21 protein-coding genes are annotated in these 20,220 nt (G+C 63.6%); 5 read left to right on the top strand and 16 right to left on the bottom strand.

The window, feature by feature from the left end:
- From B3F77_RS13925 to B3F77_RS13960, 8 genes are all read right to left on the bottom strand, one after another.
- A partial coding sequence (locus B3F77_RS13925; protein ID WP_293605525.1) for a TRAP transporter large permease occupies positions 1–656 on the bottom strand: 656 nt, incomplete at its 3' end.
- The gene (locus B3F77_RS13930; RefSeq protein ID WP_293605526.1) at positions 653–1,300 is read right to left on the bottom strand and encodes a TRAP transporter small permease; all 648 of its coding nucleotides are present in this window, start codon (positions 1,298–1,300) and stop codon (positions 653–655) included. The genes B3F77_RS13930 and B3F77_RS13925, both read right to left, overlap by 4 nt.
- 51 nt (positions 1,301–1,351) lie before the next feature.
- Positions 1,352–2,371: a TRAP transporter substrate-binding protein gene (locus B3F77_RS13935; protein WP_293605527.1), complete on the bottom strand. Its 1,020-nt coding sequence runs from the start codon at positions 2,369–2,371 to the stop codon at positions 1,352–1,354.
- Positions 2,372–2,612: 241 nt separating this feature from the next.
- The gene (locus B3F77_RS13940) at positions 2,613–3,467 is read right to left on the bottom strand and encodes an HpcH/HpaI aldolase/citrate lyase family protein (RefSeq protein WP_293605528.1); all 855 of its coding nucleotides are present in this window, start codon (positions 3,465–3,467) and stop codon (positions 2,613–2,615) included.
- A complete protein-coding gene (locus B3F77_RS13945; protein ID WP_293605529.1) occupies positions 3,464–4,852 on the bottom strand; it encodes an MmgE/PrpD family protein in 1,389 nt (462 codons plus the stop codon). Before B3F77_RS13945 ends, B3F77_RS13940 begins: the two co-directional genes overlap by 4 nt.
- Positions 4,853–4,952: 100 nt before the next feature.
- Complete coding sequence (locus tag B3F77_RS13950) at positions 4,953–6,146, bottom strand: CaiB/BaiF CoA transferase family protein (protein ID WP_293605530.1); 1,194 nt, start codon at positions 6,144–6,146, stop codon at positions 4,953–4,955.
- A gap of 124 nt (positions 6,147–6,270) precedes the next feature.
- Entirely contained in the window at positions 6,271–7,434 is a 1,164-nt protein-coding gene (locus B3F77_RS13955) for an acyl-CoA dehydrogenase family protein (RefSeq protein WP_293605531.1), read from the bottom strand.
- Between the two features lie 34 nt (positions 7,435–7,468).
- Positions 7,469–8,359, bottom strand: coding sequence for an FAS1-like dehydratase domain-containing protein (locus tag B3F77_RS13960; RefSeq protein ID WP_293605532.1), 891 nt, complete (start codon positions 8,357–8,359; stop codon positions 7,469–7,471).
- 105 nt (positions 8,360–8,464) lie between these two features.
- Between B3F77_RS13960 and B3F77_RS13965 the strand changes: the two genes are divergently transcribed.
- Positions 8,465–9,370, top strand: a complete 906-nt coding sequence (locus B3F77_RS13965; protein WP_293605533.1) for a LysR substrate-binding domain-containing protein — start codon at positions 8,465–8,467, stop codon at positions 9,368–9,370.
- A 40-nt stretch (positions 9,371–9,410) separates the two neighbouring features.
- On the opposite strand, the gene B3F77_RS13970 is transcribed toward B3F77_RS13965, so the two are convergent.
- Positions 9,411–9,974, bottom strand: a complete 564-nt coding sequence (locus B3F77_RS13970; protein WP_293605534.1) for a hemerythrin domain-containing protein — start codon at positions 9,972–9,974, stop codon at positions 9,411–9,413.
- A 180-nt stretch (positions 9,975–10,154) separates the two neighbouring features.
- On the opposite strand from B3F77_RS13970, the gene B3F77_RS13975 reads away from it, so the two are divergent.
- Both B3F77_RS13975 and B3F77_RS13980 read left to right on the top strand, forming a co-directional pair.
- The gene (locus B3F77_RS13975) at positions 10,155–10,595 is read left to right on the top strand and encodes a universal stress protein (RefSeq protein WP_293605535.1); all 441 of its coding nucleotides are present in this window, start codon (positions 10,155–10,157) and stop codon (positions 10,593–10,595) included.
- An 11-nt stretch (positions 10,596–10,606) separates the two neighbouring features.
- A complete protein-coding gene (locus tag B3F77_RS13980) occupies positions 10,607–10,894 on the top strand; it encodes a DUF4389 domain-containing protein (protein ID WP_293605536.1) in 288 nt (95 codons plus the stop codon).
- A gap of 138 nt (positions 10,895–11,032) precedes the next feature.
- Here the strand turns inward: B3F77_RS13980 and B3F77_RS13985 are convergent, their stop codons facing one another.
- Complete coding sequence (locus B3F77_RS13985) at positions 11,033–11,836, bottom strand: NYN domain-containing protein (RefSeq protein ID WP_293605537.1); 804 nt, start codon at positions 11,834–11,836, stop codon at positions 11,033–11,035.
- Between the two features lie 137 nt (positions 11,837–11,973).
- On the opposite strand from B3F77_RS13985, the gene B3F77_RS21010 reads away from it, so the two are divergent.
- Positions 11,974–13,431 carry a dienelactone hydrolase family protein gene (locus B3F77_RS21010; protein WP_414703014.1) on the top strand — a complete coding sequence of 486 codons (1,458 nt, stop codon included), beginning with the start codon at positions 11,974–11,976 and terminating at the stop codon, positions 13,429–13,431.
- A 114-nt stretch (positions 13,432–13,545) separates the two neighbouring features.
- On the opposite strand, the gene B3F77_RS13995 is transcribed toward B3F77_RS21010, so the two are convergent.
- The gene (locus B3F77_RS13995; RefSeq protein ID WP_293605538.1) at positions 13,546–14,193 is read right to left on the bottom strand and encodes a glutathione S-transferase; all 648 of its coding nucleotides are present in this window, start codon (positions 14,191–14,193) and stop codon (positions 13,546–13,548) included.
- A gap of 408 nt (positions 14,194–14,601) precedes the next feature.
- Between B3F77_RS13995 and B3F77_RS14000 the strand changes: the two genes are divergently transcribed.
- Positions 14,602–15,057 carry a hypothetical protein gene (locus B3F77_RS14000; RefSeq protein ID WP_293605539.1) on the top strand — a complete coding sequence of 152 codons (456 nt, stop codon included), beginning with the start codon at positions 14,602–14,604 and terminating at the stop codon, positions 15,055–15,057.
- A gap of 12 nt (positions 15,058–15,069) precedes the next feature.
- Here the strand turns inward: B3F77_RS14000 and B3F77_RS14005 are convergent, their stop codons facing one another.
- From B3F77_RS14005 to B3F77_RS14025, 5 genes are read right to left on the bottom strand one after another with little or no spacing between them, the layout of a single operon-like run.
- Positions 15,070–16,560: a cobyric acid synthase gene (locus B3F77_RS14005; RefSeq protein WP_293605540.1), complete on the bottom strand. Its 1,491-nt coding sequence runs from the start codon at positions 16,558–16,560 to the stop codon at positions 15,070–15,072.
- 40 nt (positions 16,561–16,600) lie between these two features.
- The gene (locus B3F77_RS14010; RefSeq protein WP_293605541.1) at positions 16,601–17,392 is read right to left on the bottom strand and encodes an ABC transporter ATP-binding protein; all 792 of its coding nucleotides are present in this window, start codon (positions 17,390–17,392) and stop codon (positions 16,601–16,603) included.
- Entirely contained in the window at positions 17,392–18,432 is a 1,041-nt protein-coding gene (locus tag B3F77_RS14015; protein WP_293605542.1) for a FecCD family ABC transporter permease, read from the bottom strand. The genes B3F77_RS14010 and B3F77_RS14015 overlap by 1 nt, the downstream gene beginning before the upstream one ends.
- 7 nt (positions 18,433–18,439) lie before the next feature.
- Entirely contained in the window at positions 18,440–19,321 is an 882-nt protein-coding gene (locus tag B3F77_RS14020; RefSeq protein WP_293605543.1) for an ABC transporter substrate-binding protein, read from the bottom strand.
- Complete coding sequence (locus B3F77_RS14025) at positions 19,318–20,217, bottom strand: ABC transporter substrate-binding protein (RefSeq protein ID WP_293605554.1); 900 nt, start codon at positions 20,215–20,217, stop codon at positions 19,318–19,320. The genes B3F77_RS14020 and B3F77_RS14025 overlap by 4 nt, the downstream gene beginning before the upstream one ends.
- Positions 20,218–20,220 lie beyond the last annotated feature (3 nt).

A 20,220-nucleotide genomic window follows, 5' to 3' on the forward strand; every position in this document is an offset into this window, starting at 1 on the left:
CCCCAGACGGATTCCCTAAAGGCGTGCCAGCGCTGGCTCCAGCTCTTGCGCGGCAAGCGCGGGTAGTTGTTTTTCCAGGCCCGGTACCACGTCACGACACCCAGTAGCAGGGCCAGTGCAATGCCGGGCACCACGCCAGCCATGAACAGCGCGCCAATCGAGGTATTGGTTGCAACCGCATACATCACCATGACAATTGACGGCGGGATCAGGATGCCAAGTGCACCGGACGTGGTGATGACGCCAGCGCCGAAGCGCTTCGGAAAACCCGCCTTGACCATCGCCGGCATCAGGATTGACCCAATTGCCACCACCGTGGCCGGGCTGGAGCCCGATACTGCCGCGAACAATGCGCAAGCCAGCACGCCGGCCAGCCCCAGGCCGCCATACCAGTGGCCAACCAGCGAAGAGGCAAAGTTGATCATTCTCTTCGCAACCCCCCCATGGGTCAAGAAGTTGCCCGCCAAGATGAAGAACGGGATCGCCATGATCTCGAAATTTTCGATGCCGGTGAACAGCTTCAGTGCGACTGACTCGAGCGGAACGCTCGTCATCGTGAACAAAAAGGTCATTACCGTCAGACCTAGTGCGATCGACACCGGCATGCCGGTAAGCATCAGCGTCAGCAGGATCGCGAAAATAATGAGTCCGTTCATCGCCTGTCTCCCGCATTGTCATCGGTGCCTGGTGCCCTGTGTTTCAAGTCGCGTGGATGGCTATCATTATCCAGTTGGTACCAGTTCAGGTCTGGCGGCAGGTCTTCTGTTTCGATACCATCGACATGGTTGTGATCGTGGTGTGGTAATTCCCCGGTCTTCCAGAAGCTCACGGCCACCTGCATGAATCGAAAGCACATCAGGTAGGAGCCCAGCGGCACTGCCAGGTACTCGATCCAGCTTGGCATTTCGAGGTCGGGAGTGGTCTGATCGCTGCCAGACAGACGCCAGACCAGACTCGCACCGAGGGTGCCGACAATGGCGGTGAAAAACGCGCCTGCAAACAGCCCGAACAGAATGATTTTTCGGCGCTTGGACTCACCGAGCCGATTGACCAGCACGTCGACACCAACGTGGATACCGGTACGCACGCCGTAGGCCGCACCGAACTTGGCCATCCACACGAACATGATGATGCAAAGCTCCTGAGCCCAGCTCAAATGAATGCGGAGCAGCCAGTCCTGAACCCCGGGAATCGGCATCCCCGCAAGATAGCGGTGCACGACAGCGACAAAAACCAGCAAGGTCGCTGCACCCATGAGAGTGGCAATCAGCCACTCTTCCAAGTGATCGAGCAGTCGCATCAGACGACCTCTTGCATTCTGTTGTTGTGTGACACCGTTGGTCTCGCTGTCTTATTTGCTGCCGACAGCCTGGTTGATCTCCTCGATCAGTCCAGCGCCAACACGTGAGGCCATCTCTTTTTGCACCGGCTTGAACTTGGCAATCCAGGCCTTCTTGTCATTAGCGGTCAGGGTGTAGAGGTTGATCTTGCCGCTGGCTTTCATTCCGGCAACTGCGTCGTCGTTGTCTTTTTGCGAAATCTGGTTGTTGCGCTCGGTCGCTTCTTTCATGGCGGTTTCAAGTGCGGTGCGGATGTCTGGAGGCAAACCGTTCCAGAATTTGCTGTTGACGATCACGGCATAACCGATATAGCCATGGTCGGTAAGCGCGCCATAGGCCTGAACCTCGTGGGTCTTTTGCGTAAAGACGTTGGAAGGTGTGTTCTCGGTGCCATCGACGACGCCTGTCTGTAGCGCCTGATAGACCTCGGAGAAGGCCATGACCTGCGGAATTGCACCCAGGGCGCGCATCTGCGCTTCGAGTACTTTCGACGACTGGATGCGCAGCTTCATCCCTTTCATGTCGCCCGGCAGTTTGACCGGCTTGTTGGCTGTCATGATCTTGAAGCCGTTGTCCCAGTATGCCAGGCCCTTGAAGCCCTTTGGCTCGAGTTTGGCCATCAACTTGGCGCCGATAGGGCCGTCAGTAACCTTGCGTAATGCCGCCTTGTCGGGAAAGATATAAGGCAGATCGAACACTTCGAATTCCTTGACACCCAGAGGCCCGAACTTCGCCAGCGACGGGGCAAGCATCTGGACCGAGCCGATTTGCAGTGCCTCGAGTTCTTCCTTGTCCTTGTAAAGCTGACTATTAGGGTACACCTCGACCTTGACCCGGCCATTGGTCAATTCAGCTGCGCGCTTGGCAAAAAAATCTGCAGACGCTCCCTTGGGGGTATTGGGCGCGACGACGTGGCTGAACTTGATCACGATCGGCGACTGGGCCGATGCGATAAATGGCAGCGCCAGCGAGCCTGCGACGACGCCGGCCGTGGTAAGAACGTGACGGCGTGTATAACTGACATTTTCCATCTTGTATCTCCTTGATTTTAAAAATTGGCCGGAATCCGTTTTTGGTTAACCACAAAATATAACCTAAGCGCCTGGCGACCAGCCTACGTAGAAACCGATGCCTGGAGCAGGGTTGGGATTGCAATCTCATCTCGCCTTTTAACGGTCTGGCGGTCTGAAAATCTTCACCTGCATCGATAGCGCAATCATGAAGCATCCGGTCTCAGGACTGCAATCGGACAAACCCTGAGCAAGTCCCGCCTCAAGCTGCGTGGCTTTGCGCCAGCGTGCGTTGTGCCAGACGCAGCACCGGTGCGTCCACCATGCGGCCATCGAGGCTGAACACGCCGCCACCGGCGGCTTCGAAGGCGGCCAGCACGCGGCGCGCCCAATCCAGTTCGGCAGGGCTGGGGGTGAACGCGGCATTCACGAGCGGCACCTGCGACGGATGGATGCAGAGCTTGCCGCCGAAGCCGCCGCGCCGACTGTGCAGGGCGTCGCGCTGCAGTTGTGCTGCATCCTGCGTGCCCGCCGTAACACCGTCCACAGGAGCAGCCAGACAGGCACGGCGCGAGGACAGCACCAGGGCCACGCGCACCGCCGTCAGTTCGGGCTCGTCGGGCCCGCAGGCCATGCCCGCATCGGCCTGAAAGTCCAGGTTGCCAAAGGCCAGCCGCAGCACCTGCGGGCTGCGCGCCATGGCATCCACGGCATCCAGTCCGGCCACGGATTCGATCATGGGCAGCAGCGCGCACGCAGGCCCCATGGCGGCCGCCACACGCGCAAGGTCGGCGGCGGATTCGGCCTTGGGCAGCATCACGCCGACCACGCCGAGCGTGCCCAGCAACACCAGGTCATCAGCAAGCCATTCCGTGCCGCTGGCGTTCAGGCGTACCAGCACGCGGCCGCGCTGGGTCGCCGACAGATCGTGCCAGGCCTGCGCCAGCATCTGCCGTGCAGCCGTCTTGTCGACCGGGGCCACCGCATCTTCCAGATCAATGATCACCGCGTCAGCGCCCGAGGCCAGCGCCTTGGCGTAGCGCTCGGGTCGGGTCGCTGGAACGAACAGGAAGGAACGGGCCCGCGCCAGCGAGGGGTTCAACAAGGGCTCACTCATGCCGCACCCGCCAGCAAGGCTCCCACGCGCGGCCACTGCGCCACTTGCCACAGCGCCTCCACTGCGGCCTGCATCTCGCTGGGAGTCGCCCCGCCGCTGAAGGCCGCCAGCCGCAGCGCCTTGGCGGTGATCTCATCGCGGCTAAGCGTGTTGCCGGGGTCGCCCTTGGGCTCATCCACGCGGCCCTGCAACACCCTGCCGTCGGTGGTGTACACCGTGACCTTGCCGATCCAGCGCTGTGGGTAGGCGCCATCGACCTCTGCGTCCAGTTCCATCGTCACGCGGTCGCGCAGGCTTTGCGTGGCCTCGTCCAGGAAATGCTGGTCAAACTCGACCAGGCCTGCGTGTCCAAAGCGCGCCACCAGCGCCAGCACCGTGCCCATGGAAAACTTGCTTTGATGCACGGTAGCGGGCCGCACCACAGGCCCCAGCACGTCGATGGCGCCCTGGTGCACATGGGTCACCACGCGCGCCAGATCGTCAGGCTTGAGGCCATGCGCCTGCATCACCTGCAGCAGCGCGTCGGCCGCAGGATGCGTGTGGCGGCAACTGGCGTGGTACTTGAACGAGGTCTCCGCCGTGGCCCAGCGCGTGCCGAGGCGATCGATCAGTTTCGCCGGGTCGGCGTCGCTCGACATGCCAGCGGCCATGCCCTGCGGTCCTTCGAAAATCTGCGCGGCGCCAGTGAAGCCGTCCTTGGCGAGGTAGGCCGCCATCAAGCCCGCCGCCGAAGCATGCGCGGGGTGCAGCTGCTTACTGTCGGCGCCGGTGCGCAGGAATTCCCACAACCCCGCCGACTGCGTGCCGGCTGAGCCAAAGGCGTGCCGCATCAGCTGTGCGTTGAGCCCGAGCAGGTTGCCGACGGCCGCCGCAGCGGCGAGCGTGCCGGCCGTGCCCGTGGTGTGGAACACCTTGTAGTGGGAGCGCCCAAGGAACTCGCCGACGCGGATGCCCACTTCATAGCCTGCAACGCTGGCGACAATGAGCTGCTGACCGCTGGCACCCAGCGCCTGCGCTGTAGCCACCGCCGCCGGGAACACCACAGTGGCCGGGTGAAACACCGAGCCGTTATGCACATCGTCCTGCTCGGCCACATGGGATGCGGCAGCGTTAGCCATGGTCGCCAGATAGGGACTGGTGCGGGCGCGGTTGACGATCACTTCGGCAGCGCCCGCAGGCTCCGTATCGCAGCCCAGAACGGGCTGAGGCCCCATCGCCTGCGCAAAGCGCGTGATGCTTTCCACCGGACGCGAGCCGTGGCCGGCCACGGCCGAGGCAAACCAATCGACCAGCAAGTCCTCGGTCCGGCGGACCACGGGCTCGGGAATGGCGTCAAAACGCAGACCGGCCGCGAAGGCGGCGAGTTGGGCAGTGGGAGAGTTCATGCAAGACATCCTTATGAATCAAATTAGCGTCTAGTCCTTTAGTGACGGTCACAGATAGCTATGTTTTTAATAGCACTCCGCCTGTTTTCCCAGCCGCCCGTCAGATGGCCCTGGCAGCGCGCAGTTGTGCAATGGCTTCATCGCCCAGCCCCAGTTCGCGCAGGATGGCCTCGGTGTGCTGGCCCACGGCAGGCACCGGGTCCATGCGGTAGTCAAACGCGTTGTTGCGTCCCGGCGGCAGCAGCGCCGGAATGTCGCCGGCCGGCGAACCCACGGCCGTCCATCGCCCACGCGCCTTGAGTTGCGGGTGTGCCCACAGGCCGGCCATGTCGTTCATGCGGGCGTTGGCAATCTGCGCCTCGTCAAGCCGCGCCACCACCTGTTCCGTAGTCAGCTTTCCGAAAACGTCGAGGATGAGGGTTGTCAGTGCGTCACGGTGCTGGTTGCGGCGAGCGTTGCTGTCAAAGCGCGGATCGCCGGCCAGCGCGGCGTTCTTGAGCACCCCCTCGCAAAACGCCTTCCATTCGCGCTCGTTCTGCAGGCCCAGCATGACGGTGCCGCCATCGCCGGCTTCAAACGGGCCGTAGGGGTAAATGCTGGCGTGCGAGGCGGCGGTGCGCGGTGGCGGCGGCGCGCCGTCGAACGCGTAGTACAGCGGGTAGCCCATCCACTCGCCCAGCGATTCGAGCATGGACACGTCGATGTGCGAGCCCTGCCCGGTCTTGCCGCGCAGCAGCAAAGCCGACAGGATGCCGGTATAGGCGTACATGCCGGCCGCAATGTCGGCCACCGAATTGCCCGCCTTGCTGGGCGACTCGGGCGTGCCGGTGACCGAAAGGAAGCCGGCCTCGCTCTGGATCAGCAGGTCATAGGCCTTCTTGTCGCGGTATGGGCCGTCCTCGCCATAGCCCGAGATGTCGCAGACGATCAGGCTGGGGTGTTCCTTGCTGAGCGCCTCGAACGACAGGCCCATGCGTGCCGCCGCGCCGGGCGCCAGGTTTTGCACCAGCACGTCGGCTTTGCCCAGCACTTGCTTCAATGCCGCCATTGCGTCCGGCTGCTTGAGGTCCAGCGTCAGGCTTTCCTTGGAGCGATTGGTCCAGACGAAGTGCGAGGCCAAGCCCTTGACGCGGGTGTCGTAGGCGCGCGCAAAGTCGCCGCTGCCGGGGCGCTCGACCTTGATCACGCGCGCGCCCAGGTCAGCGAGCTGGCGCGTGCAGAACGGCGCGGCAATCGCGTGTTCGAGTGAGACGACGGTGATGCCGTCAAGCGGCCGGATTGAGGGTGGGGACATGGGCATATCCTAATCAGTTGAGGACAGAGCTTGCCGCTTCGCGGCTGCGGTCTTTCCCGCAAGGCTTCAGAAGAGTTGAGGACAGAGCTTGTCGCTTTGCGACTGCGGTCTGTCCCGCAAATATCTAAAAGGACCTTGGCAGCCCGAGGATGTGCTCGGCCACGTAGGAATAGATCAGGTTGGTGGATATCGGGGCCACCTGGTACAGGCGCGTTTCACGGAACTTGCGCTCCACGTCGTATTCGCAGGCAAAGCCGAAGCCGCCGTGGTACTGGATGCACACGTTGGCCGCTTCCCAGCTGGCCTTGGCCGCGAGGTACTTGGCCATGTTGGCCTGGGCGCCGCAGGGCTGGTGCGCATCAAACAGGCGGCAGGCCTCAAAGCGCATGAGGTTGGCCGCCTCGATCTCGATGTAGGCGTCGGCAATCGGGAACTGCACGCCCTGGTTCTGCCCGATCGGGCGGCCGAAGACCACGCGGTCCTTGACGTACTTCGTCACGCGGTCGATGAACCAGTAGCCGTCGCCGATGCACTCGGCAGCGATCAGCGTGCGCTCGGCATTCAGGCCGTCGAGGATGTACCTGAAGCCCTGCCCTTCCTCGCCGATCAGGTTCTCCGCGGGGATTTCGAGGTTCTCGAAAAACAGTTCGTTGGTCTCGTGATTGACCATGTTGGGAATGGGCCGCACCGTCATGCCGGATTTTTCAGCCTGGCGCAGATCGACCATAAAGATCGACATGCCCTCGGACTTTTTCTTGACCTCTGCCAGCGGCGTGGTGCGCGCCAGCAGAATCATCCAGTCGGAGTGCTGCACGCGCGAGATCCAGACCTTTTGCCCATTGATCACGTAGCGGTCACCCTTTTTCACGGCCGTGGTCTTGATCTTGGTGGTGTCGGTGCCGGTGCTGGGCTCGGTCACGCCCATGGACTGCAGGCGCCATTCGCCGCTGGCTATTCTTGGCAGATACAGCTCTTTTTGTGCCTTGGAGCCATGGCGCAGCAGCGTGCCCATGTTGTACATCTGGCCGTGACAGGCGCCCGAATTGCCGCCGCTGCGGTTGATCTCTTCCATGATGACCGAGGCCTCGGCCAGGCCCAGACCCGAGCCGCCATATTCGGCCGGAATCAGTGCGGCCAGCCAGCCGGCCTTGGTGAGCGCATCAACAAAGGCCTCGGGGTAGCCGCGCTCCCCGTCGATCTTGCGGTGGTATTCGTCTGGGAATTCGGCGCACAGCGCGCGCACGGCGTCGCGGATGTCCTGGTACTTGTCGGTCGTGGTTTTGAGCATGAACAGGTCTTTGATGAATCGGTAAAAAGCGGGATCAAGCCAAATCGGCGGTGGCTTGCATGGTGAGCCAGCCTTCGTGGTCTTCAGCCCAGAGGCGCACGGTTTTGCCGTCCTCTGAGGGCTGGCCGTTCAGCCGGAACGGGTGCAGGTCAAACGTCGGCCGCAGCGCCTTGAAATTAAAGCGCTTGATGAAGGCACCCGGTGCATGGCGCCGCACCAGATCGACCAGCAGCGTGGCGATCAGCGGGCCATGCACCATCAGGCCAGGGTAGCCTTCGACCTCCGTCACGTAGCGGCGGTCATAGTGGATACGGTGGCCGTTGAAGGTGAGCGCCGAGTAGCGGAACAGCAGCACGTCGTCCGGGACGATCTCGCGTTGCCAGGCGGCGCCCTCTTCAGCGGCGATCGGCGGCGGTACCGGATCGCCCGGCTGGGCTGCGGCACGGTAAACGATATCGTGTTCTTCGGTCAGCGCCAAACCCTTGGCGTTATGGACTTCATGCTTTACCAGCACGAACAGCAAATCACCGGTGCGGCCGGCCTTGTGCGTGACCGACCCGATGCGCGACACACGTCGCACGGCATCGCCCACCAAGACCGGGTTGTCCTGGAACCATTGCAGCCGCCCGCCGGCCCACATGCGGCGCGGCAAGGGCACCGGCGGCAGGAAGCCGCCGCGTTTGGCGTGGCCATCCGGGCCGATCTCGCTCTGGCGGTGCTGCGGCAAAAAATACAGCCAGTGCCACAGCGCCGGCAGCGCCGTTCCGGGCACGGGCGCGGGGTCGTCGCGGTCCAGCGTGGCCGACAGGGCGCGCACTGGCGCGGCGGTGATGTCGTCGGTCAGGGTTTCAGATTTTCCGACCCAGCTCTGCAGATGGGCCAGGGTACTGGGGGCCAGGGTACGGACGTCGGTGTTAGTGCTCATAGGCTGACATGATCGCGGGTTTTTGGACCGTCCGCAATCTGTGATTTCAAAACCAAGGCTTAGTAAAAACCGAACACTGCTCTGCCTTTGCGCTAGCATCCATCCATGCAATTCGACCTGACCGACCTGCGCCTGTTCGTGCTGACCGCCGAGGAGGGCAAGCTCACGCGCGCGGCGGCGCGGCAGCACCTGTCGCTGGCGGCCGCCAGCGCGCGCATCAAGGCGCTGGAAGCGCAGACCGGCCTGCCCCTGCTCTACCGCGAAGCGCGCGGCGTGCGCCTGACGCCGCCCGGCGAAGCCTTTTTGCACCACGCGCGCGGCGTGTTGCGGCAAACCGAGCAGTTACGGACAGATTTGCAGGAGTACAGCGGCGGCCTGCGCGGCCACGTTCGGGTCTTCGCCAACACCACGGCCGTGACGGATTTCCTGCCAGAAATCCTGCCGGGCTTTCTGTCAAACAACCCGCGCGTCAATGTGGACCTTCAGGAAAAACCGAATCCTGAGATTGCGCGCGGCGTACTCGACGGGCGCGCCGACATCGGCATCGTGGCCGGTCAGGTCGACACGCTGAGCCTGCTGGCCATCCACTTCAGCACCGACCGGCTGGTGCTCGTCACCTCGCGCCGCCACCGCTTCGCCAGACGCCGACGCATCGCCTTTGCCGAAACGCTGGACGAGGATGCCGTGGGCATGCAACAGGGCAGCACCTTGCAGACCTTTCTGGCGCAGGTGACCGACAAGCTGGGCAAGCCGCTCAAGCTACGCATCCAGCTCAGCAGCTTCGACGCCATGTGCCGCATGATCGGTGCTGGCGTGGGTGTCGGCATCGTGCCCGAGAGCGCGGCGCGCCGCAACCAGGGCAGCATGAATCTTGCGTTGATCGCATTGACCGACAGCTGGAGCGTGCGCGAGCGTTACATCCTGGTGCGGGAACACGAGACCCTTCCCGCCTACGCGCAGTCTCTCGTTGATGCGATCTGTGCACATTACCAGGGAGGCAACACGTCATGAACACGCGTTGCGGCATCGACCGCCCCTCGGTGACACCCCGCTAAACATACCCCACCACCAGCGGCGCATGCCGCAGGTGAAGCGACAGGCCCAGCGCCGCCATGTGGTTGCCATTGCGGGAGAGGATGGTTTCGGCCAACGGTAAAAACTGCTGCTCTTCAAAATTCGCATGCGCCAGGAAGGCCTGCACCAGCTCTTCCACTGCCACCAAATCCAGTTCGCCCGGCTTGGCCTTGGCGGCGGCCTTGACCACGGGTTCCAGCTTTTTCCAGAGGGATTCGATCGCGCGGTGCTCCGTGGTGAGGCGCTGCACCATGGCCTGGACGCGATTGGCTTCCTCTCCCTGGGCGGCACTGCGCAGCACGGCCGGAAACAGCTCGTTTTCCTCGTCCGCAAAATGCCCGTACACCGCGTACTTGAACAGCGCCAGCGTTTGGGTCGCGATGTTGCGCGCCTGCGCTGCCGCAGCCTGCAGCGCAGGCAGTTCCGCAAAGGCCTGCAGCTGCGACATGATGCCCAGATGGCATTGCGAGAAGCCGGCCAGCGGCACCTCAAGGCTCACCGGGCCTTCAGCAACGTGATTGACGGCGTGATTGATGGTCATGTAGGTCTACCTGGGTTAACTGCTGCGCCTTTCAGGCCACTGAGCATGGGCCCTAACACCGCTTGTGTAATATAGTGGGCCTCACATGTAGCGGATTTGACGCACATCAACAAAGGCGGCGCGCGGTGGCCGCAAGATAAAACTTGATCAACCAGCCCTGAATCCTGAAGCGAGATAACCATGTTCAAACACATCCTGATGGCCACCGATGGCTCCGCCGCGTCCGGGAATGCGGCGCAACTGGCGGTAGATCTGGCGCGTGCTCACGGCGCAAAACTTACCGCGCTGTACGTGGTGGACCCCTATCCCTACCTGGCCATCGGCGAGACCAACCCCATGGGCTTCCAGGCCTATATGTCGGCGGCCCAGGAGCACGCCGCGCAGGCTCATGCCAAGGTGGCCGCGCTGTGCGGTCAGGGCGGCGCACCGGTGGACCTGCAAACGCGCATGGTCGAAGACATGACCGCGTCGGCCGGCATCGTACAGACCGCCAAAGACGAAGGCGCGGACCTCATCGTCGTGGGCTCGCACGGCCGCACCGGCATAGCCCGGCTCATGCTGGGCAGCGTGGCCGCCAAGGTGGTGGCGGAATCGCCCCTTCCCGTGCTGGTGGCACGCTGAAAAACGGGTAGATGAATGACCTGACAGTGTCCACGCCGCGCAAGCTGTGGGTGCGCCTGCTGCTGATGGTGCTGCTGGCGGCCGCCTTCCAGCTGGCCGCCTCGGTGCTGTTCTTCGTGGCTGTGCTGCAGTTGCTGCTGGCCGTGGTCACCGATGCGCCCAACGCCCGCCTGCGGCTCTTCGGCCGCAGCCTGGGCCGCTATATGGCCCAGATTGCCAACTTTGAATGCTTCGGCACCGAGGCGCTGCCCTTCCCGTTCAGCGAGTGGCCCGCCACTGAAAGTCTCTCCGGATTTTAATAGCAAAATCGTGCTCCAGCCCAATAAATACGGGAACGAGCAGCTATCATTTTTATAGTTGGCCAAACACGATCACACCATTGCCAGTCGCGCCATCGGCCGGGGTTTGAACAAAGCACCGCCACTGCTGTGCGCGAATTAGCGCAGTCGCACGACCTGGTCTGACTCGCCCTCTTTGACTTCCACCATGGAATCGAACGCCTTGACCATGGCCAGGAAATTGGCGTGGCCGTGTTCCTTGGGGTCAAAGGTCGAGTCCAGGCGCTTGATCATGTGCCAGATCGACGCCTGATTCACCCATGCATCGCCATGGGTTTCCGCCAGCAGGCGGACCGCTCGCTTGAAGATTTCCGCCGCTGGATCGGCCTGCAGCTGCTGCGCTGCATCGGTGGGCCTGGGCGTGGACTCCACCGGGCTTTCAACCAGATTCTCGTAGTAGCGGAACTCGTGGCAGCTTTTGGCCCAGTGACGGTTGGTGGACTTGCGCGCGCCGACGCCGATCAAGGTGCGGCCTGCCGCCTTGACCTTTTGCGACACGGGCATGAAATCGCTGTCACCACCCACGATGATGACGGTTCCGATGTGGCTAAAGCGGCCAAGGTCTTCCATGGCGTCCAGGCATAGCTTGATGTCGGCACCGTTCTTGGCTGACCCGCCGGGTGGAAACAGCTGTATGAGCTCCACGGCGCTTTGCAGCAGGGCATCCCGATAGCGGCTGAAATACTGCCAGTTGCAGTAGGCCCGATTGATCGCAATCGGACCGAACGAGGCGGCAAGCTCAACCACAGCCTGAACATCAATCAGCGGCTCCTGCACCTTGAAGCGATTGTCCTGCTTGCTGTAAGCGCCCTCTTGCCGGGCCTCAGCCAGGCTGGCGTGCAGGTTCTCAAAATCCCAGTACAGGGCGACTGATGTTTCTTCTTGGCTGACGCGCTGACGCATGGGGCCTCCTTGGGTGAAGGGATGATCCTAACTCCTGCCGCGCTGGCACGGCTTGCACGAAAGAACCTGCTGGCAAGAGGGGTTTGACGCAATTTTGGCCGTCGGCGTATGCTGCACTTTTTTCCAAGGAACGTCCCATGCCAACACGCCTGACCGCCCAGGACTTTGACCAGGAAGTACTGATCCTCTTCGACGCTTATGTGCACGGCAACCTGGACCGGCGCGGATTTCTTGCGCAAGCGCAAAAATTCGCCAAGGCCGGCATGACGGCGGCCGGCCTGCTGGCCGCGCTGAGCCCCGACTTCGCGGCCGGCCAGCAGGTGGCCCAGGACGACGCACGGCTGAGAATAGAACGGCTCAGCTACCCCTCGCCCGCCGGCACCGGCAGCGTCAAGGGCTACCTGGTCCGCCCGGCCAGTGCGGGCACGAACAAGCTGCCGGCCGTGCTGGTCATTCACGAAAACCGCGGCCTGAACCCGCACATTGAGGACATCGCCCGCCGCCTCGCGCTGGACGGCTTCATGGCCTTCGCGCCCGATGCGCTGACATCGGCGGGCGGCTATCCCGGCGACGAGGAAAAGGCCGTCGCCGCCTTCGCCAGCCTGGACCAGACCAAGGCGCGCGAGGACTTCGTCGCCGCCGCCCACTGGCTGAAGGCACGCAACGACGCGAGCGGCAAGCTGGGCGTGGTGGGCTTTTGCTATGGCGGCGGCATCGTCCACCTGCTGACCACGCGCCTGCCCGACCTGAACGCCGCTGTATCCTTTTACGGCAACACGCCGGCGCCCGCGGAAGCGGCCAAGGTCAAGACCCCCCTGCTGGTGCATCAGGCCGACGTGGACGAGCGCAACAACGCCTCCTGGCCGGCCTATGAAGCCGCGTTAAAGGCTGTCGGCGTGAAGCTCGCGGTGTACCGCTACCCCGGCACCCAGCACGGCTTCAATAACGATACCACCCCGCGCTACGACGCGGCTGCTGCCAAGCTGGCCTGGGAGCGCACGATGGCTTTCCTCAAGGCCAACTTGCAGGCCAGCCCGGCCACCTCCGCATCAGCCAACACATCACCCGGCGTGCGGCTGCGCGGCACCCTGCAGTCGGTGACGCAAGGCAGCGTCACGCTGAAAACGCGCAGCGGCGAAGTGATCGAGCTCGCGCTGCCGGCCAGCCTGGCAGTGATGGAGGTTTACCCGATCGAGCTGGCCGACATCAAGGCCGGCAGCTTTGTGGGTGTAGGAGGCATGCCCCAAGCCGACGGCTCGCAGCGCGCGATTGCAGTGACGGTGTTTCCCGAGTCGGCGCGCGGCACCGGCGAAGGCTACCGCCCCTTCGACCTGATGCCGCAAAGCACCATGACCAACGCCACCGTGGCCGATTTGGCAGCGACGCCCGACGGCCGCACACTGCAGCTCAAGTACAAGGGTGGCCAAAAGACCATCGTCGTGCCGCCCGGCACGCCCATCGTGACCTTCAAGCCAGCCGACCGCAGCCTGCTGGTGCCAGGCGCCAGCGTTTCGCTGACAGCCCAGACGCTTGACGACAGACCCACGGTGCAACGCATCAACGCAGGGCGCAACGGCTTCGCGTTGCCGTACTAGCGCCCGGCCTGCAGGCCGATCTCAACCGGGTTTTGGCCTGATTTCAAGAACAAAATCTTGCTCTAGCCCAATGATTACGGGCGCAAGCAGCTATCGTTTAAATAGCAAAAGCGACTACGCCCTTGCCTGCGCCTGCGCCGTCTTGCGGTCAGCCACCACCTGCTGCGCCGAAGGCCGCTCGCCAATCAGCTTGATATAGGGCTTGCAGTCCACGCCCGCCGCCGCCAGCAGGTCTTCGCCATATACCGCCCTGGTGGCCATGCCCACCAGCGGCAGGCTGGCAAAAGCGGCGCAGTCGGCCTGGGTGAAGGTGTCGCCCGCCACATAGGGCGCAAACGCGGCCAGCCGCTTGAAGGCAGCGATGTTCTTTTCGAGCTGCTTGCGGACGCTAGCCTGGGTCGATTCGCTCACCGTGCCGCCAAAAAAGGCCTGCGGGTACAAATCGCGCGCCACCAGCTCCAGGTGCAGATCAATAAAGATAGTCAGCTCGCGCACCTTGGCCGCGGCAAACGCGTCGGCGGGCAGCAGCGGCGGCTGCGGGTAGGCCGCCTCGATGTATTCCATGATGGCCTGGCTCTCGCACAGCGCGCCCTGCCGCGTGCGGATGTAGGGAATCTTGGCCAGCGGCGAAGCAGCCAGCACCGCATCGCTCGTGCTGCGGATGGGTACCAACTCTTCAGTGAAGCGCACGCCTTTTTCAAGCAGCGCCAGCTTGACCTTGTTGTAGTAGTTGGAAATCGGGGAGCCGCAGAGGGTAAGCACGGAAGGAGTCTCCTGAAGTTGGACTGCCAGTTTATGCGGGGCAAGCCCGGCGCCGTGCTCCGGGGGCGACAACGCTGCCTGGGCGGGTGAAACGCACGCCAGAGGAAGGAGACCGCGTTGGTGGCCTTGGCCAGCAGTTCGGACGGGCGCTTAGCCAGCCCACGCGCTGGCCGCTGCGGCTTGAAGAGTCTTGAGCGAACTCAAGTGCTGAAATTGCTATACTTTTAATAGCATCTTGCAACCGTATTCATTGGACATACGAGCACTTTTACTTATAAAAATGACCAAAGAGGCCTGCAGCTGCCTTGGCTTGCGCATAAAGGCAAAAGACCAGCGCGGCCAGAAGCCACAACGCTGGTGTCTTCATAATCACCCTAACCACCCGCCCTCACCATTAGGAGTCATGACTTGCGAAAACTGCCCCTACTCGCTGCCCTGCTTTGCAGCCTTGCCTCCGCGCAGGCGGCCGGGCCTCTACCCAATACATCCACGACACCCGTCGCACCAGCCGTACCAGCGCAGCACCCCATCGTGGGAAGCTGGACATGGACGCTGCCGGGCAAGTCCTGTGCAGAAACCTATAAATACCGCGCCAACGGGACGCGGACGGGCAGCAGCGGGGAGGAGTCCACGCTGAGCAACTACGAAATAACGCCCATACCCAGCCTGCTGGGTTTTTACCGGCTGGTCGAAACAGTCACGAACGGCAACGGCAAGCCAGATTGCTCGGGCGACCTGCATGAGGCATCGGACCAGCGGGTGACCCGGTTCATTCAGTTCAGCCCGAAGCAGGACCAGCTCATCGTCTGCAAAGCGGAGTCGCTGCAGGCTTGCTTTGGGCCATTGAAGCGGGCGCCGGGGTAGCCCTCGACAAGCTCACGGCGCCTCTATCAGCGACTGCAGCACGCCGGGCTCAAAATGCTGGTCGATGTAGTCGGCCAGCCCTTCGAACACTGAATCGAGTGTGGGCGTGGCGGCGCCAAACAGGGCTTGCAGCATGCGCGGGTCTTCAAACAGGCCATGCACATACAGGCCCAGCACATTGCCAGCAGTGTTTTGCCAGGCCAGGCCTTCGGGCATCACCGGATAGGCCACGTCGCCCGCCGCCGCCATGGCGGAATGCGGCGCTGTCTGGCCGTGGTGGATTTCGTAACCCTGCACCTCCACGCCCGACAAGCCGGCCCACAACCCGCGCACCGCTGCAAATGCGGCCTGCCGGTGCTGCACCGTTTTGGCTGGGTCAAACACCGTGACCACGGGCAGCAGCCCCAGGCCGGGTCCGTTGCCGTCAATGCCATGCGGGTCAATCAGGGCTTCGCCCAGCATTTGCAGGCCGCCGCAAATACCCAGCACCGCACCGCCTTGGCCGGCGTGGGCGGCAATCGCCTGGTCCAGCCCCTGCGCGCGCAGCCAGGCCAGGTCGCCGCTGGTGTGCTTGGAGCCCGGCAGGATGATCCAGTCGGCACCGGCCAACTCGACCGGGCTGCGCACCCACTTCAGGCGCACGCCGGTCACGTTTTTAAGGGGCTGGAATTCGTCGAGGTTGCTGATGCGCGGGTAGGCGATGATTGAAATGTTGATGGGTGCGCGGGCGGGGGAGCCCTCACCCCTGCCCTCTCCCGGAGTGAGAGGGAGTAAACCCGAAGAGTGAAACATGCCATCTTCTTCAGGCAGGCCGTGCTGCCACCACATGGGCAGCGTGGCCACGGTGGGCACACCGGTCAGGTCTTGCAGCATCTGCGGCCCAGGGGCCAACAGGCTGGCATCGCCACGGAACTTGTTGAGTACAAAGCCCTTGATCAGCTGGCGCTCGGCTTCGTCCAGCAGGGCCCAGGTGCCGTATAGGTGGGCAAAGGCGCCGCCGCGGTCAATGTCGGTGACCAGCAGACAGGCAGCGTTGGCGTGCTGCGCCACGCGCATGTTGACGATGTCGCACGATGTGAGGTTGATTTCTGCGGGCGAACCTGCGCCTTCAATCACCACCACATCATTGTCTTGCAGCAGTTCGTCAAGCGCCTGGGCCACCACGGGCCAGACCGACGCGCTGCGGCCACGCCATTCCATGCGCGAGAGTTCGGCGTTGACCTGCCCCATCAGAACGACCTGGCTTTGCGTGTCTTTTTCGGGCTTGAGGAGCAACGGGTTCATGCGCACATCGGGCACCGCGCGCGCAGCCAGCGCCTGAAAATACTGGGCGCTGCCGATTTCGCCTCCGCTGACCACGCGCGCGTTGTTACTCATGTTCTGCGCCTTGAAGGGCGCGACCTTGAACCCCTGGCGCGCGTAGTAACGACACAGCGCGGTGGTGAGCCAGCTCTTGCCGGCGCCGCTGCTGGTGCCTAAAACCATGACGGTTTTTGCGGTCATTCTGATTTCCTGATGAGGCGTCTTGCCCAGAATCTGGACGCTAAATTTTTGGCAAGGCGACCCACTGGCCTGCGAGCGGGTAGATGGCAATGCGGTGGTCAAACACCTGCTCCAGCGCACGCTGGGTGGCCGCGTCGCTACAAGCGCCCTGGTGAGTCACCCGACCCTGGTCCATGAGCACCAGCTCGTCGGCCTGCAGCGCGAATGAAATTTCGTGCAGCACGCTGACCACGGTTTTTCCGCTGGCTACCAGTCCGCGCACCATCAGCAGCCAGTCGGTCTGGTGCGGCGGGTCGAGATTGGCAAGGGGCTCGTCCATGAGCAGCACCTGCGCCTCGACGGCCAGCGCACGCGCCAGCAACACGCGCTGGCGCTCGCCGCCCGAGAGCTGACCCAGCGCGCGGCCGCGCCAGTCCCAGGCCTGCGTAGCGCGCAAGGCCCGCTCCACGGCAGCGTGGTCCGCGGCGCTGGGCGGTGCCAGCCAGGCCTGGTGCGGCAAACGGCCCAGCATGGCCACGTCGTATACGGTCAGGTCGTCTGCCGAGCTTTCGTTCTGACCCAGCCAGGACAGCTGCTGCGCGCGCTGGCGAGCGCGCAGGGCGGCCACCGGCTGCCCCAGCAAAGCGACTTCGCCGCTGTGTGGCAGCAGCCCCGCCAGCACCTTGAGCAAGGTGGACTTGCCAGCGCCGTTGGGGCCGACGACGCTGGTCCAGCGCGCCAGCGGCAGCGCCAGCGAAATATCATGCAATACCTCAACATTTCCGAGGCTGGCGCTTATGGAACGGGCGCAGACAGCTACTGAATTAGTAGCAACTGAATCAATAGCCAGCATTACAGCCCCGCCCCCTGCCCGCCTGCCACACGACCCGTCTGCCGGTGCATCAGCCAGAGCAGATAGCTGCCGCCCAGCACGGCGGTGAGCACCCCCACGGGCAGCTCTTGCGGCGCAATCAGCCCCCTTGCCAGAATGTCGGCCGCCAGCAGCAGCACGGCGCCCATCAGGCTGGCCAGCACAATCAGCCGGCCATGCGTGGTCTTGACGACCGAGCGCACCAGATGCGGCGCCGCCAGGCCGACAAAGGCAATCAGCCCGGTTTGCGCCACGGCCGCGCCGGTGGCCAGCGCCAGCACCGCCACCAGCGCGGCGCGCATCTGCGGCAGTCGCAGCCCCAGACTTTGCGCGGTGGCCTCGCCCAGCGCCAGGCCATCGAGGACATGGCTCAGCATCCAGGCCGCCAGCAGGCTGGCTGCAAAGGCCGAGGCCATCACGGCACAGGCCGTCCAGCCGACAAATCCGGTGCTGCCCAGCATGAAGGACTGCATGGCCTGCAGGATGTCCGGGCTCAAGAGCAAGGCGAGCGAAGTGATGGCGCCCAGCACCACGCCAACAATCACCCCCGCCAGCAGCAGGCGCAGCGTGTGCTGCACCCCCTTGGCCAGCAGCAGGGTCAGCAACACGGCGGCCGCAGCGCCGATAAAGGCGGCGCCCGTCAGCCCGATACGCGCGAGCCAGTGCGTGGCCAGGGGCGACACGCCAAACAGCACCATGGCCCCGGCCACGCCCAGCGAGGCACCCGAGGCACTGCCCAATAAATAAGGGTCGGCCAGCGGGTTGCGAAACAGGCCCTGGGCCACGGCTCCGGCCAGCCCCAGCAAGGCGCCCGCCAGCCAGGCGCCGACGGTGCGCGGCAGGCGAATCTCCCACACAATTTGCAGGGCCTGCGGGTCGCGCTGCATGTTCAGCACGCTTTCAAAACCGGTGCTGCCCACGCTCACGCCCAGCAGCAGCAATGCAGCGGTGGCGAGTAGTAAGCCACCGGCAAGCCACAAGGCTCTGCGGTTCTGGTGGTGAGGGCTGGAAGGACCGTTCATGCTGCCCTCATCTGGCCTTGTCTTCCAGACACTTGGCCATGATGCGTGCCGCCTCGGCCATGCGCGGGCCGGGGCGCACCACCACGTCAGACTCCTCGACGCCAAACACGCAAATACGCTGCTCGCGAACGGCCTTGATGCTGGACCAGCCCGGGTACGGGACCATGGCCTGCATGCTGCGTTTAACGTCCCCATTAGCGATCATGATCACATCCGGATTGGCACGGACCACAAACTCTGGGTTGAGCAGGGGAAAGGGGCCGAGCGAGGCAGGCACCACATTCTTCACCCCCAGCCGCGCCAGCGTTTCGCCAATAAAGGACGACTCACTGGCGGCATAAGGACCCCGATTGACTTCAACGTACACCCGGGTGCTTCTGGCTTGGGGTGACAGCGACTGGGCGGCTGCCGACACACTGGTGTCAATGATGCGCCACAAGCGCCCGGCGCCTATCTCCTCGGGAATGCCCAGCAGCAGCCCCAGCGTCTGCAGCACGCGCCTGACATCGGCGTGGCTTTTGGGTTCCAGCGCCACCACCTTGATGCCCAGCGACTCCAGGCGAAGACCGGCACGCGAGGAAGCGGCCAGCAGCACCACATCGGGCTTGAGCGCCACAATGCTTTCAATGTTCGGATCCAGCCCGCCGCCCACCACGGGCAGGTGCCGCACGCTGACGGGATAGTTGGAATAGCGGTCCACGCCCACCAGACGCTGGCACTGCTCCAGCGCGCAGACACTTTCGGTCAGCGACGGCAATAGGCTGACAATGCGCGCCGGTGGCTGCGCGAAGGTGACGCTCACGCCCCGGTCGTCGGTCAACTGCAAGGCGCGTGCTGGCGCCAGCACGGCGAAGCAGAGCAGCATCAGTACGGCGACGGTCCGCTTCATGGCTGGCCTTTAAGTCTGAGCGGCAAGGACTCGTCAGCAGCACGCGAAGTGGCAAGCGTGGTGGCCACATTCTCATCCCACGCCATGATGATTCGATGTAGCTGCTCGACACCATCCGTCAGCGCTGCCGGACCCGGCTGCAGAATTTCGGCGGACTTGATCTCGAACAGCTGGCCGTTTTTAACGGCATTCACATCCTGCCAGCCGGGACGGGCCGCCACATGCGCGGGGCGGAATTTGCGGCCGCACCAGGAACCGAAAATGATGTCGGGGTTGCGCCGCACGATTTCGCCGCCGTCGGCAATGATGCGGTCCTTGCCCATGGCCTTGGCGGCGAGTTCAGGAAAGCAGTCGTCACCGCCGGCAATGCCCAGCAGTTCAGAGACCCAGGCAATGGCGCTGATGTGCGGCTCGTACCATTCCTCGAAATACACGCGCGGTCGGCGTTTCAGCGTGGCGGCGGCCCGCTCAATCGCCAGCAAGCGGCTTTGCATGGTTTGCATGAGCGCCAGGCCCCGCGCTTCCTGGCCCACCATGGCGGCGAGCTGGTACATCATCGAAAAAATCTCCGCCACGCTGCGCTGGTTGAAGATGGTGACCTGAATGCCTGCACGAATCAGTTGCGCCGCAATGTCGGCCTGCAGGTCAGAAAAGCCAATCACGCAATCGGGCTGCAAGGCCACAATCTTGTCGATCTTGGCGCTCAGGTAGGCGCTGACCTTGGGCTTTTCTTCGCGCGCACGCGGCGGGCGCACGGTGTAGCCCGAGATACCGACAATGCGGCGCTCTTGCCCCAGCAGATACAGCCACTCGGTGGGCTCTTCGGTCAGGCAGACGATGCGCTGCGGGCCCCAGCCACTGCTTGTGGCTGGGGTGTCTTTGCTGGCGGTCAGCATTCG

Origin of the sequence: Polaromonas sp. UBA4122, from assembly GCA_002381615.1 — a bacterium.
GTDB lineage: Bacteria > Pseudomonadota > Gammaproteobacteria > Burkholderiales > Burkholderiaceae_C > Polaromonas.